The sequence below is a fragment of the Roseateles sp. GW821-FHT09H10 genome (assembly GCF_059415865.1).
On record NZ_JBWKOB010000009.1, the window covers coordinates 134,315 to 148,164 of the forward strand.

At 65.8% G+C, this 13,850-nt stretch carries 10 protein-coding genes; 7 read left to right on the forward strand and 3 right to left on the reverse strand.

Features of this window, described 5'->3' with window-relative positions; genetic code table 11:
* Positions 1–2 precede the first annotated feature (2 nt).
* A complete protein-coding gene (locus AC07OY_RS28855; RefSeq protein WP_495046056.1) occupies positions 3–791 on the forward strand; it encodes a glutaminyl-peptide cyclotransferase in 789 nt (262 codons plus the stop codon).
* Here AC07OY_RS28855 and AC07OY_RS28860 read toward each other — a convergent pair whose 3' ends face one another.
* Both AC07OY_RS28860 and AC07OY_RS28865 read right to left on the reverse strand, forming a co-directional pair.
* Positions 792–1,238 (reverse strand): DUF4440 domain-containing protein, encoded by a 447-nt coding sequence (locus AC07OY_RS28860; protein WP_495046057.1) that lies wholly within the window; start codon positions 1,236–1,238, stop codon positions 792–794.
* Positions 1,239–1,356: 118 nt separating this feature from the next.
* Positions 1,357–2,535 (reverse strand): acyl-CoA dehydrogenase, encoded by a 1,179-nt coding sequence (locus tag AC07OY_RS28865; protein WP_495046058.1) that lies wholly within the window; start codon positions 2,533–2,535, stop codon positions 1,357–1,359.
* A 114-nt stretch (positions 2,536–2,649) separates the two neighbouring features.
* On the opposite strand from AC07OY_RS28865, the gene AC07OY_RS28870 reads away from it, so the two are divergent.
* The 3 genes from AC07OY_RS28870 (at position 2,650) to AC07OY_RS28880 (ending at position 6,667) form a co-directional block, all read left to right on the forward strand.
* A complete protein-coding gene (locus AC07OY_RS28870) occupies positions 2,650–3,552 on the forward strand; it encodes a LysR family transcriptional regulator (protein ID WP_495046059.1) in 903 nt (300 codons plus the stop codon).
* Positions 3,553–3,670: 118 nt separating this feature from the next.
* Positions 3,671–5,272: an alpha/beta hydrolase family protein gene (locus AC07OY_RS28875; protein ID WP_495046060.1), complete on the forward strand. Its 1,602-nt coding sequence runs from the start codon at positions 3,671–3,673 to the stop codon at positions 5,270–5,272.
* Between the two features lie 393 nt (positions 5,273–5,665).
* Positions 5,666–6,667: a hypothetical protein gene (locus tag AC07OY_RS28880; protein WP_495046061.1), complete on the forward strand. Its 1,002-nt coding sequence runs from the start codon at positions 5,666–5,668 to the stop codon at positions 6,665–6,667.
* 4 nt (positions 6,668–6,671) lie between these two features.
* Here the strand turns inward: AC07OY_RS28880 and AC07OY_RS28885 are convergent, their stop codons facing one another.
* On the reverse strand, positions 6,672–8,609 hold the full coding sequence (locus AC07OY_RS28885) for a hybrid sensor histidine kinase/response regulator (RefSeq protein WP_495046062.1): 1,938 nt from the start codon (positions 8,607–8,609) through the stop codon (positions 6,672–6,674).
* 856 nt (positions 8,610–9,465) lie between these two features.
* Here AC07OY_RS28885 and AC07OY_RS28890 point away from each other — a divergent pair.
* The 3 genes from AC07OY_RS28890 to AC07OY_RS28900 form a co-directional block, all read left to right on the forward strand.
* Positions 9,466–11,031: a M12 family metallo-peptidase gene (locus AC07OY_RS28890; protein ID WP_495046063.1), complete on the forward strand. Its 1,566-nt coding sequence runs from the start codon at positions 9,466–9,468 to the stop codon at positions 11,029–11,031.
* 703 nt (positions 11,032–11,734) lie between these two features.
* Positions 11,735–12,871, forward strand: coding sequence for an ABC transporter substrate-binding protein (locus AC07OY_RS28895; RefSeq protein WP_495046065.1), 1,137 nt, complete (start codon positions 11,735–11,737; stop codon positions 12,869–12,871).
* Positions 12,872–13,296: 425 nt separating this feature from the next.
* Positions 13,297–13,850 (forward strand): carbohydrate-binding protein (locus AC07OY_RS28900; RefSeq protein ID WP_495046066.1); only part of this gene is annotated, 554 nt, incomplete at its 3' end.

The following is a 13,850-nucleotide window of genomic DNA, read 5'->3' on the forward strand; positions in this document are numbered from 1 at the left end:
GCATGCGTCCTTTTTCTTTCTCGTCCCTGCTGCCGCGCCGTGCGGCCCTGGTGCTGCTCGCCACCGCCCTCGCTGCACCCGCCCTCGCCGCCACGCCTGTGCAGGGCTTCAAGGTCGTCAAGAGCTATCCGCACGACGGCAATGCCTTCACCCAGGGCCTGTTCTTCCATGACGGCTTCCTGTTCGAAGGCACCGGCCTGCGTGGCCGCTCCAGCATCCGCAAGGTCGAGCTGGAAACCGGCAAGGTGGTTCAGCAGGTGGAACTGCCGCCCGATGTCTTCGGCGAAGGCATCTCGCAATGGGGCGACCGCCTGATCGGCATCACCTGGACGGAGCAGACCGCGTTTGTGCTGGACCTCAAGAGCTTCAAGCTTTGGCGCAAGTTCAGCTATCCCGGCGAGGGCTGGGGGCTGACGCACAGCGGCAAGGAACTGGTCATGAGCGACGGCACGCCCGAGCTGCGCTTCCTGGACCCGCAGACCTTCAAGGAAGTCCGCCGCGTGCGCGTGACGGCCGACGGCCGGCCCGTCGACCAGATCAACGAACTGGAGTGGGTGGAGGGCGAGGTGCTGGCCAATATCTGGCAGACCGACAGAATCGCCCGCATCGACCCGAAGACCGGCCGCGTGACGGGCTGGATCGACCTGAGCGGCCTGCTGCCCGACAGCCAGCGCGCCGGGCCCGATGCCGTGCTCAACGGCATCGCTTACGACGCCAAGACCAAGCGGCTGTTCGTGACGGGCAAGCTGTGGCCGAAGCTGTTCGAGATCCAGCTCACCAAAGCGCGCTGATCAGGTCCCGAAGTCGAACACGATCTCCCAGCCGCCGGCAGCCTTGCGCCGCCAGGTCGACTGGAAGCGGCCGACCTGCTTGCCCTCGGGGTCCTTGACGGGCCCGCTGGTGCGGGCCAGGTCACCGCTGGGCAGCACCAGGGTCAGGTCAGGCCCCCAATTGAAGGGTGGCTTGGCGGCGGTCAGATAGCCGTTCCAGGCCTTCATGACGGCGTCCGGCCCATGCAGGGCTTCCTTGCCCATCCAGATCGTGTCCACCGCCAGGAAGCTGCGAAACGCGGCCAGGTCGCGCGCCGCGAAGGCGGCGGCGAAGGCCGTCTCGGTGGCTGCCACCTCAGCAACACGCTTGGCAATCTCATCGGCACTTGGCCAGGACGCCGCCGAAGCCGTTCCGGCAGCGGCGGGCAGCGTGGCGGCGGCGAGCAGGGCATTGCGGCGCGTGGTCATGGGCGGTCTCCTCGTTGAAGAGAACGCAGCATGCCGTGGGGCCGCAGCCCTGTCTTTAGTTACGCTGAATCAGTTGGGGACGGAGCTGCCCTGCGGGCAGGTCCATCCCACAAAGTCATCAGAATGCCGCAATACCCGTCTGCGCACGTCCCAGGATCAGCGCATGGATGTCATGCGTGCCCTCGTAGGTGTTCACCACTTCGAGGTTGACCAGATGGCGGGCGATGCCGAATTCGTCGGAGATGCCGTTGCCGCCGAGCATGTCGCGCGCCATGCGGGCGATGTCCAGGCTCTTGCCGCAGCTGTTGCGCTTCATGATGGACGTGATCTCCACGGCCGCCGTGCCCTCGTCCTTCATGCGGCCCAGGCGCAGGCAGCCCTGCAGGCCCAGCGTGATCTCGGTCTGCATGTCGGCCAGCTTCTTCTGGATCAGCTGGTTGGCGGCCAGCGGCTTGCCGAACTGCTTGCGGTCCATCGTGTACTGGCGGGCGGTGTGCCAGCAGTCCTCGGCGGCACCCAGGGCGCCCCAGGCAATGCCGTAGCGGGCGCTGTTCAGGCAGGTGAACGGGCCCTTCAGGCCACGCACATCCGGGAAGGCGTTTTCCTCGGGGCAGAACACGCCGTCCATGACGATCTCGCCGGTGATGGAGGCGCGCAGGCCCACCTTGCCGTGGATGGCCGGGGCGCTCAGGCCCTTCCAGCCCTTCTCCAGCACGAAGCCGCGGATCTGGCCGCCGTCGTCCTTGGCCCAGACGACGAAAACGTCGGCCACCGGGCTGTTGGTGATCCACATCTTGCTGCCGGTCAGTTCATAGCCGCCGTCGACCTTGCGGGCGCGGGTGACCATGGAGCCGGGGTCGGAGCCGTGGTTGGGCTCGGTCAGGCCGAAGCAGCCGATCCATTCGCCGGTGGCGAGCTTGGGCAGGTATTTCTGCTTGGTGGCTTCGTTGCCGAACTCGTTGATGGGCACCATGACGAGGGACGACTGCACGCTCATCATCGAGCGGTAGCCCGAGTCCACGCGCTCCACCTCGCGGGCGATCAGGCCGTAGGACACATAGTTCAGGCCGGCGCCGCCGTATTCCGTCGGGATGGTGGGGCCCAGCAGGCCCAGCTCACCCATCTCGCGGAAGATGGCCAGGTCGGTGTGCTCGTTGCGGAAGGCTTCCAGCACACGGGGGCGCAGGCGATCGGTGCAATAGGCGGCGGCCGCGTCGCGCACCATGCGCTCTTCGTCGCTCAGCTGCTCGTTCAGCAGCAGCGGGTCGTCCCAGTGGAAGCTTGCCTTGGTGGCCATGGTGGTGTCCTCGAGGTGTTGTTTCGCCGGCCGACAAGCCGCGCGCGTATGGCGCCCAGTATTCCTCCGAGTCCGATTCGTGTCCAATTCAAGAAACGACTCCGACGATTCGCAATGCCTATCGACACCGCAACCCGCGCGCTGGAATTCCGCCACCTGCGCTACTTTCTAGCCCTGGCCGAGGAGCTGCACTATGGCCGCGCCGCCCAGCGCCTGGCCATCTCACAGCCGCCGCTGTCGGTGGCCATCCAGCAGCTGGAGGCCAGCGTCGGCGCCCGTCTGTTCGACCGCGACAGCAAGGGCGTGCGCCTGACGCCGGCGGGCGAAGCCTTCCGCGCCAGCGCGCAAGCCCTGCTCGACCGCGCCGAGGACGCCTGCGCCCAGGCCCGCGAGGTGCAGGCCGGCGAGGTCGGGCGGCTGCGCCTGGGCTTTGTCGGCTCCACGCTGTTCAACGGGCTGGCCGCCTGGCTGCAGGCCTACCAGGCCGCCCACCCCAAGGTCGAGGTCGTCGTCGTCGAACTGAATTCTCAGGATCAGATCGACGCCCTGCTCGGCGAGGAGCTCGATCTCGGCCTCGTGCACACCGACAGACTGCCACCCGCCCTCACCTCGCAGCCCCTTTACAGCGAACCCTTCCTCGCCTGCCTGCCCGCCAGCCACCCCGGCGCCAGGCTGAAGAAGCTCCCGCTGGCCACGCTGAGCGACCAGCCCTTCATCCTGTTCTCCCGCAAGGGCTCGCCGGACTATCACGCCCGCATCGTCGAGATCTGCCGCCAGCACGGCTTCTACCCACGGCTGCAGCATGAGGGCCGGCACTGGCTGTCCGTCGTGTCGCTGGTGTCCCAGGGCCTGGGCGTGTCCATCGTGCCGGCGGCCTTCCAGCGCTCGGGCGTGCAGGGAGCGGTGTTCAAGCCCCTGGCTGAAAGCATCGAGCCTTCGGCCGTGTTCGCCGCCTGGCGCAAGGATTCGGCCGCGGTGCTGCGCGAAAGCTTCCTGGCCGCGCGCCCGGCGGGCTGAGCCGGGCGCGGCCCGGCAATCCATCGTCGCGGTCTCGCAATCCGTCGCAAAGCGGCGGCGCGGGCGAGACCAACTGCGGAACATGCCGGCTTCGCTCGACATTCCACGGCTCTCCTTCATGTTCTCTTCCCGATTCCGCGCCGCCCTGCTGTCCCTGCTGGCCGCCCCGCTCTGCGCCTGGGCGGCCCCCAATCAACCCGCCAGCCCCGAATGGGCCGGCTTGATCGAGGTCGGCGGCCGCTCCGGCTTCTGGCGGCTGCGCAGCGAACTCGTCGACGGCCAGCCTCGCCTGGCCTTCTCGATGCCCGGTGGTGGCGTGAATGCCGCCAGCGAATGGCAAGCCCTGCCCGGCGCCACGCTCGATGCAAGCCGCATGGCCTTCACGCTGCCCGCGGCCATGGGCGGCGGGGCCTGCGCCGCCAGGCGTGACGGCGCCGCCCTGCTGTCCGCAGCGGCCGAGAGCTGCCGGCTGTCGATGGTGCAGGTGGTGTCCGCGCCCCAGCCCCTCATCAAGCCCGGCCTCTACCGGCTCAGCGACGGCCGGCTGGCGTCGGTCGGCACGCACACCGACTTCCCGCACCCGACCGTCATCGAATTCGGCTCGGGCCGCTGGTCCTTCCTGTTCGAACGCGGCGAGGGCGTGGCCACGGCCGGGCCCTCGCTGCAATCGCCATGGCCGGTGCGGCTGACGCTCAAGCCCCTGCCCGAACAGGGCCAGCGCGGCCGGCTGCTCTGGACCGAAAGCGGCGCCAAGCCGCTGGTGGCCGAGCGGGTGAGCATCACCGAGCGGCCACTGCGCTGGACCAATGGCGCCATGAGCCTGGCCGGCACGCTGTTGCTGCCGGCCACGAAGGGCCCGCATGCGGCCGTGGTGCTCTCGCCCATGTCGAGCGATGCGCCGCGCGAGGCCTACCGCCAGCAGGCCGAGTTCTTCGTCAGCCAGGGCCTGGCCGCCCTCATCTACGACAAGCGCGGCATCGGCGAGTCCAAGGGCGACACGCGCGAAACCGGCATGGCCGATCTCGCCGATGACGCCATCGCCGCGGTACACCTGCTGCAGCAGACGCCCGGCATCGATGCCAGGCGCATCGGCGTCTGGGGCCATTCCCAAGGCGGCTGGGTCGCGCCCATCGCCGCGGCCCGCAGCAAGGACGTCGCCTTCGTCATCGCGCAGTCCGGCCCCTCCGTCACCGCGGCCGAGCAGGAGATCTACCGCGTCGAGAACAACGCCCGCAACGAGGGCCTGAGCGCCGAGGAGGTGGCCGAGGCCGTCGACTACGAGCGCCGCCTGATGCACTGGGCCAAGACCGGCGAAGGCCGCGACTGGCTGGAGGCCGCGGCCCGCAGCAAGGCCAACGCGCGCTGGGCCCATCTGGTGGAGTTCCACGAGAAGCTGCCCGAACTGCCCAGCAAGCGCGTGCAGACCTTCTGGTACTTCGACCCGCTGCCGTCCTATGCCCAGGTCAAGGCGCCCATGCTGGCCATCTTCGGCGACCGCGACGCCTTCGTGCCGGTGGAGCGCAGCGTGACGCTGCTGCGCCAGGCCTTGGCCCAGGCTGGCAACCGGGATCACCAGATCACCATCCTCGACCACGCCGCCCACGGCCTGTGGGCGACCGACCTGGACAGCGGCCACAAGGCGGCGCTGTCACCCGGCTTTCACGCCGACTACTTCCCGACGCTGGTGCGCTGGCTGAAGGCGCATGGGCTGAGCCGGTAGGGCGTCGGCGCGGCGGCGCGGGCTGCCCAGCTGCCTTTGTCACCATCCATTGCAGATCGGCGGGTCATTTGGCGCTATCAGTGGCGGATGCAAATCCATGACAAGAACAAGCGCACGCTGGGCCCGCTGCTGCTCGCCGCTTCCCTCGGCCTGACGGCCTGCGGCGGGGGCGGTGGCGATTCCCCGGCACCGTCACCTGCGCCCGCTCCTGCACCTGTGCCGGCGCCGTCCCCAACACCGCCTCCGCCGCCACCAGCCCCAGCTCCCGCGCCTTCCCCCGCTCCAGCACCGGCACCCACGCCCGCCCCGGCTCCAGCGCCCTCGCCTGGCCCTGCTCCGAGTCCCGGTGCCGCACCGCAGATCGGCGGCTGCGACGTCTTTCCCGCCACGGCCGTGTTCAACACGCGCATCGACGACGCGCAGCGCTTCCCCGTGCATGCCAGCAGCGCGACCTGGATCGCCAATATCGGCGCCACGCGCGCCTTCCATCCCGACTGGGGCACCAGCGAGAACCAGCAGCAGCCGGCCGACTACTACGGCATCCCGTACAACGTGGTCGACGGCAGCACCACCTCCTCAGCCACCACCAGCTGGCCGACGGTGGCCTTCAACCCCAGCGACCCGCGCGCCGGCAGCGAAGGGGCGCCCGACGAGAGCGACTGCGCCGCGCCCGTGGGTGGCGGCTACAACCTCGTGCGCGACTGCACCACGCTGGCGGCGCCCAACCGCCGCTTCCCCTTCCCGCGCGACGACCTGCTCAAGGCCGAGGGCGGCGCCTGCAACGACGCCCGCCAATGCGGCGACCGCCATGTGCTGGTGGTCGAGCAAGGCAGCTGCCGGCTGTGGGAGAGCTATGCCAGCTACCAGCTCAATGGCCAGTGGTACAGCTACTCCACGGCCGCCTGGGACATGAAGACCAATGCCATGCGCCCCGACACCTGGACCTCGGGCGACGCCGCCGGCCTGCCCATCCTGCCGCTGCTCGCCAAGGCCTCCGAAGCCAGCGCCGGCGACATCCGCCATGCCTTGCGCGTCACGCTGCGCGACAGCGTCATGGCCCGCGCCTATGTCTGGCCCGCCCGCCATCGCGCGGGTGGCGACACGCCGGGAGGCGTGCCCTTTGGTGCCGTGCTGCGGCTGAAGGCCAGCTTCGCGCCGCCGGCTTCATGGAGCGCCCAGGCCAAGGCGGTTGCGGTGGCGATGCAGCGCTATGGGCTTTATGTGGCCGACATCGGCTCGGACCTCTATGTGCAGGGCGAGCCGAGTGCGCAGTGGCAGGACGGGACCATCTCCAACCTCAAGACGCTGAGGGCGTCCGACTTCGATTTCGTCGACATGGGGGTCATCACCCGCGACAGCCGCTTCAGCGGCAACTCCTTCCAGGCGCGCTGGTAGCGCTTCAACCCAGCGCGCGGCCGGCCCTGCCCGCCAGCAGCGCGTCCACCGCGGCGTAGTCCACCGGCTTGACGAGATGGTGGTCGAAGCCGGCCTCCATCGAGCGCTGGCGGTCGTCCTGCTGGCCCCAGCCGCTGGCCGCGATCATCAGCACGTCGTGCCCCCAGGGCGCGGCGCGCACCTTGCGGCAGAGCTCATGGCCGTTCAGCAGGGGCATGGCGATGTCCACCAGCATGACCTGGGGGCGGAAGGTCGCGGCGATCTCGAAGGCTGCGGCGCCGTCCACGGCGGTGCGCACCTCGTTGCCGTACAGGGCCAGCAGCTCCGACATGCTCTCGGCCGCGTCGGCGTTGTCGTCTGCCACCAGTACGCGCAGGCCCGTGCCCTCGAAGCCGGCCTGTGCCGCAGCGGCAGGCGCGGGTAACAGCACGGCCTGCCCGGCCAGCGGCAGCTGCACGACGAACTCGCTGCCCTGGCCCGCGCCGGCGCTGCGGGCCTCGACGCTGCCACCATGCCTCTCCACCAGCTGCCGCACCAGCGTGAGGCCAATGCCCAGGCCGCCGCCCACGTGGTCGTGCGAGCGCTGCACCTGGGCGAACATGTCGAACACGCGGTCCAGCATGTCGGGCGAGATGCCGATGCCGTCGTCACGAACGGACAGCACCGCCGCCCCGGCCTCGCGCTTCAGGCCGACCTCGATGTGCCCACCGTGAGGCGTGAACTTCGCGGCGTTGTTGATCAGGTTGGACAGCACCTGGATGAGGCGGGCCTCGTCAGCCTCCACGACGCAATCGTGGTCGGGCAGATGCGCCACCAGGCTGTGGCCGGCCTGCTCCACGCCCGCATGGCTGGCCTCGACGGCCTGGCGCACTACGCCGATCAGCGACAGCGGCTCGCGCCTCAGCTCCACGATGCCGCGCGTCAGCCGCGACAGGTCCATCAGGTCGTCGATGAGGCGCACCATCTGCGCCATCTGGCGCTCGATGATGTCCCCGCTGGATTCGAGCAGGCGCTCGTCGTGGCGCGCGCGGCGCTGCAGCGTCAGCGCATTGCGGATGGCCGCCAACGGATTGCGCAGCTCGTGCGCCAGCGTGGCCAGGAACTCGTCCTTGGCCTGGTTGGATTCGGCCAGCGCCCGAGCCAGCTCGCGATACTTGGCCTCGCTGGCCCGCAATGCGGCGTCGGCCATCTCGCGGTCCGTCACGTCAGCGCCTTCGACGAAGATGCCCGTCACGCTGCCATCCCGACCCTTGATCGGCTGGTAGACGAAATCCACGAAGCGCTCCGTGCCCGGCGTGTCAGCGCTGCCCTGGTAGCTGAACTTCGCGCCCTTGGCGATATAGGCCTCGCCGCTGGCAAAGACGCTGTCCAGCAGCGTCTGGTAGCCCTGCTCCACCGCTTCCGGCAGCGCTTCAGCCACCGTCTTGCCCACGACGTCGCGGTTGCCCACCAGCTTGAGATAGCTGGGGTTGGCGATCTCGTAGCGGTGGTTGGGGCCGCTGAGCAGCGTCATGAAGGACGGCGCCTGCTCGAACAGCTGGCCCAGCTGGTCGCGCTCCGCCGCCATGCGCTTGTTGACCAGCACCTGCTCGGTCGTCTCGGTGCACACCACCAGCACGCCGCCGATGCCATGCGGGCTGTGCTCGTCGTCGATGGGGCTGTAGCTGTAGGTCCAGTACACGTCCTCGCGCCGGCCATGCCGCGTGATCGGCACCAGGTGGTTCACGTTCCACGTCGCGCCGCGGCCGTCGCGCACCTGCTCGATCTGCGGGCCGATGATGGGCCAGATCTCCTCCCACACCTCCCGCGCTGGCCGGCCCAGCGAGCCCGGATGGCGCTCCGGGCCGATGCATTCGCGGTAAGCATCGTTGTAGAGGCAGGCGTTCTCGTCGCCCCACCAGATGTACATCGGGTGGCCGGTGTTCAGGATCAACCTCACCATGGCCCGCAAGGGCTGCGGCCAGGAGGGCGGCGGGCCCAGCGGTGACGACGCCCAGTCGTGCGCCCGCATCAACGCCCCCATCTCGCCGCCGCCGGAGAGGAAGGCGGGGGAGGCCGGAAGGGCGTCCGAAAGTGGGGTGGGGGGCGAAGGGGTGTTCATCGTCCGGCTGGGTGACGTGGGGGGATTGTGCGGGGAGTCGGGAAGGTAGAGGCCGGGACGGCCGGCGCTGGTCGTCGCACAGCCCACCACCGCGCCTTGCGTCGGCGAGGTGGGCTATCGATTCAAGACCTGACTCCGATCCTGCAGGGACCGCCGGTTCAGCGGAGGCTCGTTTCAGGGGGGTTGGTAGTCGTACGGCACAGCCGCCAAGCGCTTCGCCGTGGGTGGTTGCAGCGAGGCCGGGCTATAGATTTGAGACCTGACCCCGATCCGGCGCGGCATCCCAAACGTTCACCAATTACCCCCACAGCTACAGTGAAATACCGAGAAAGTAAAGCCCTAAAGGCTCTCGACCTAATATCTTTACCACACGGAGCCAATGACATACCGTCAGCCCGTAAACCTAATGACGCAATCAAGCGGAAAGGAAGTTCAATGAAAAAGTTCGCATCCAAGCGTAAGTCAGGAGTTACATCCCTCATTGCAGCGGCAATCTGCAGTTTCAGCATGCCAGCCCTTGCAGATTACAGCTGCGTGGTCAAGATCACATCAATTATTGTCTACGCCGACGGCAATGTTAGCGTCAATCATACTGGCAGAAATGATTTCACTACGATCTGCAATCTAAACTCATCTTGGCAAAGCGTCAGCCCCGCCACATGTTCGATGTGGTCAGCTATGTTGAACCAGATCAAGCGTGCGAACGGAAACGCAAAATTCTATTACACCGGAATGGCAGCATGCTCAACACTGCCAACATACGGCAATTCAGTCGCACCTTGGTATATCGGATACGACTCCTGATTCTCACAACTCCAGGCAGCGATTGAATATTATGCTATTCAAATCAATTTTTCTCCGAATCATTATTGTTGCGGCAATCGCCTGCCATGGATCGGCATTTGCACAAGCCGAGAAAATGTTTGGCATGGCAGATTTTGTTGCCGAACGGGAAGAGTCAAGTGCGCTTGGCGCAGAACATGCCAAAGCTATTGCATTAGTTCGCGCCGACAAAAGGGTGCGAATAGCAAAGGCAGTTTCGATCAATGAAAAAGCTCTACTTGCCAAATCCTTCTCCATTACCACTCCTGAAGGCGCCGAAATCACCGTCGAGAAGGTCAAAAGTGAACTCGACAGCGGCGGCAATCTAATATGGAGAGGCAATGCGGGGATCGGGGGGAAGGACAACGCAAATTTTGCAATCGCTTCCGGACAATTGTATGGTTCAATTGTTTTAGGCGATGGATATGTTTACGAGATTCGCAGCATTGGCAAAAGTCGATATATTTTTGTTCAAATTGACGTCAGCAAGCTTCGGTCATCTCCTGATGATGCCGTGGTCTTGCCACCGCCAGCAAAAGCGTCAAACCCAGCGTCCCACCCGGCAACAAACGAAAAAGAGACGAACGGGATTCAACAGTCAGTTTCAAGCGCGCCGGTTGTAGATATTCTATTTGTTTATTCACCTCAGTCGACCGGAGACGTCAACGCTTTTGTCGCCAACGCGATAGCTGCAATGAATCAGTCATTTACCAATTCCCAGGTAAATATGACAGTCCGTTCCGTTGGCACTATTCCGACGCCATCAGACTTCAATCAAAATCTCTATCGAGATTCAAACATGGCACTCGATGAGCTGTCCGGAAGAACTTTACGAACATCGTTAAGTCAATACGTCATCAACAAACGAGACGCATTTTTCGCCGACGTAGTTGTAATGTTGGGCAGCTACGATATCTGCGGACGCGCATTTCTCGGACCATTGAATCCTGAGCTGGCATTTGCCGTAGCCGATCCAATTTGCCAAGCTGCGCTCAATACGGTTTCACATGAAATTGGCCACATAATAGGAGCCGATCACAACATACAAAATGCATCAACGACAATCCCGCATGCCCACGGAACCAATGTATCCTGGTACTACGATTTTAAAACGGCAGGAATTCGAGGTTATTCTTGCTGGCGCACCATCATGTCATTCGCGATTTCGCAGTATTCTACATTCCCCCCGTGCAATCGGGACTTCATGATAAACCATTGGAGCAACCCAAACGTCCAATATACGGATACCGCTCCTTTCACCACACCCGCAGAACCAAACCAGTCGAATACTGCACCGACAGGCGCAAGTGCCAGCAGAAATAATGCTAGAGTGCTTAATGAAAACGGCGCCCGCGTGTCGAATTTCAGCTTTACTGCATTGTGGCCACTAATGGGCGCCGCCCGCACCACCAATTTGCACCTGATCTTGATGGGTGATTGACTCTTCAGATTAGCCGCACACAGCCAGCTACCCCCCGTATAAACAACCTAAAGTGACAGACGCGACAAAAGGGTGCCAATCCCAGGGCGAGATAGCCCTCGCAGACTATTAGCCCTCCCGGATAGAGGCCGAGGATCGGGGTCAGATACCGTCTTGAATTTCAAGCCTCGGCATCGCCAAAGTTGCGTCGAAAGACCGGTCCGTGCTTTTTGATTCGGCTCCTGGCTGTTTCGCTTCACCCCTTTGCAGCCGCCGAGCATCGCAGGGCGCCGAGGCGCGTGCGGAGCACGCTTTGTGGACTGACTCCGCGCAACTGTTTGACCAGAGCGTAGCGGCGGGAGTTTTGCGCGGGCCTCGGGGTTCGAGAAGCGCAGGGAACCCCTCGCATCGCGAGGGGCGGCGGAACCGGGGCGGCTTCTTTGCCTACTTTCTTGGGCGTCCAAGAAAGTAGGTCGCCCGCGGGGGCGAACTCCCCGCTGGGCTTCACGCGGCAAGCCACTCCCTCGACAAGCCCTACATCCACAGCCATCGACCAGGAAACTTCTCGTTGCCTTTGCGCGCCCAAGGCCCTCTGCCGTACGTGAAGTCCACACGCTCCCACCCTGTTGCCGACACATCCCGCATGCTTGAATGTCGTTCCCGCGAGCAGGCCGAAGTGACCAAGAGCCTGCCGCATCACGGGGCAGCCTGGAGACAACCCTCGATGACAACGACCTCATTCCGGCAGCACACCGCACGCCTCTTCGCCCTGGCCTTGACGGCCACCGCTTTCGCCGTGACCACCACCGCGGCGCAGGCCCAGATCAGCGTCGGCCAGACCGCCGGCCACACCGGCCAGGTGGCGGCGAGCGTGGGTGAGGCGACCAAGGGCGCCAGGATGTACTTCGACATGGTCAATGCCGCCGGCGGCGTCAATGGCCAGAAGATCAACCTGATCTCGCTGGACGACAAGTTCGACCCCAAGATCGCCGCGGCCAATGCCAAGCAGTTGATCGACCAGGGAGTCATCTCACTGTTCCTGAACCGCGGCACACCCCACACCCAGGCCATCATGCCGCTGCTCAACGAGCACAAGGTGCCGCTGGTGGGCCCGTCGACGGGCGCCATGGTGCTGCACAAGCCCGTCCACCCCTGGCTGTTCAATGTGCGCGCCACCTACCAGCGCGAGGCCGAGCGGGCCATCGAGCACCTGAGCCTGATCGGCATGGAGCGCATCGCCATCGTGCAGGTGGACGACTCTTTCGGCGACGACGCCGTGCAGGGCGCCATGGCCGGCCTGACCAAGACCAACAAGAAGCCCGTCGCCCACGAGAAGTACGACCGCGCCAAGCCAGACTTCGCGCCCATCGTGCCCAAGCTGCTGGAGAAGCAGCCGCAGGCCGTGATGTTCATCGGCTCGGGCACGGCCGTGATCGCAGGCATGAAGGCCGTGCGGGACGCGGGCTCGACGGCCCAGCTGGTGACCCTGTCCAACAACGCCTCGGCCGGCTTCATCAAGGACCTGGGCCCCATCGGCTACGGCGTCATCGTCAGCCAGGTGTTCCCTTACGAGCGCTCCATCGCCAAGTCCATCATCAAGGAGGCCGGCGAGGCCGCCCAGAAGGCCGGCGTGGACCTGACACCCACCATCGTGGAAGGCTATGTGTCGGCCAAGGTGCTGGTGGAAGGCCTGAAGCGCGCCGGCAAGAACCCCACGCGCCAGAGCCTGCGCGACGCGATGGAGAACATGGGCCGCTTCGACGTCGGCGGCATCGAGGTGGGCTACAGCGCCAAGGACCACAGCGGCCTGGACTATGTGGACCTGGCCATCATCGACCAGACGGGCAAGTTCCGCCGCTGACGCGGATCCGCCACGGCGAGGCTTCGCTTTTAGGGGGTGACCGGGAGGTCACCCCTTTTGCTTTCGGGGCCGCCATCGCGAGCCCACCTCATCGTGGCATTTGATTGGTATCACACCAATGCATGAACTGCCGGGGACGCACTCACCTCTGGTATCTCATCCATGAAAAACAGCGCTTGTCCGGGCCTCGCAGTGGCCTCGCGGCGGCCCTGAAAACGCGTTCACCACCTCGGCAAATTCCCCTCTTTCATTGACTGGTATCTCAGTGGTACCTTGCGCGCCGCTGGCCGGTTGAGCCCCTCGTGGCCGCCTCCGTCCGCAGGCGCCCTGCGAGCCGCAGTTGATCTCGCAGACCCGAAGGCCGCGCCCCGGCGCGGTCCGTCCCCCTACCGCCGAGACCCATCATGCGAAGAACGTCCTCCCCCATGAAACCACCGCCGCTGCCGCACAAGTTCGTGCGCAGCGCCGTCGGCCTGCTTGCCGGCAGCCTGTTCGCCCTCAGCGTGCACGCCGTCAGCTACCCGGCCTGGAAGCCCGACACCTATTACGCGGCCGGCTCCCTGGTCACCTACCAGAACCGCAACTACAAGGCCCTGGTCAACCAGACCGACTACGCCAGCACCGGCTGGAACCCGACCAACGCCAGCCTGTGGCAGGACATCGGCGCCGCAGACGGCACGAACCCGCCGCCGCCGCCGCCCCCGCCTCCTCCCCCACCGCCGCCTCCGCCGCCCCCTCCTCCTCCGCCCCCGATGCCGCCCGCCAGCACCTGGGACGCCAACACGGCCTACTCCGGCGGCCAGACCGTCGTCATCGCCGGCGTGACCTACCGCGCCAACTGGTGGACCCGCGGCGAAGACCCGCGCACCAACAACGGCCCGGCCGGCAGCGGCAAGCCCTGGACCATCGTCAGCGGCAACCCGCCCCCGCCCCCGCCCCCGCCCCCGCCCCCGCCCCCGCCCCCGCCTCCGCCGCCGCC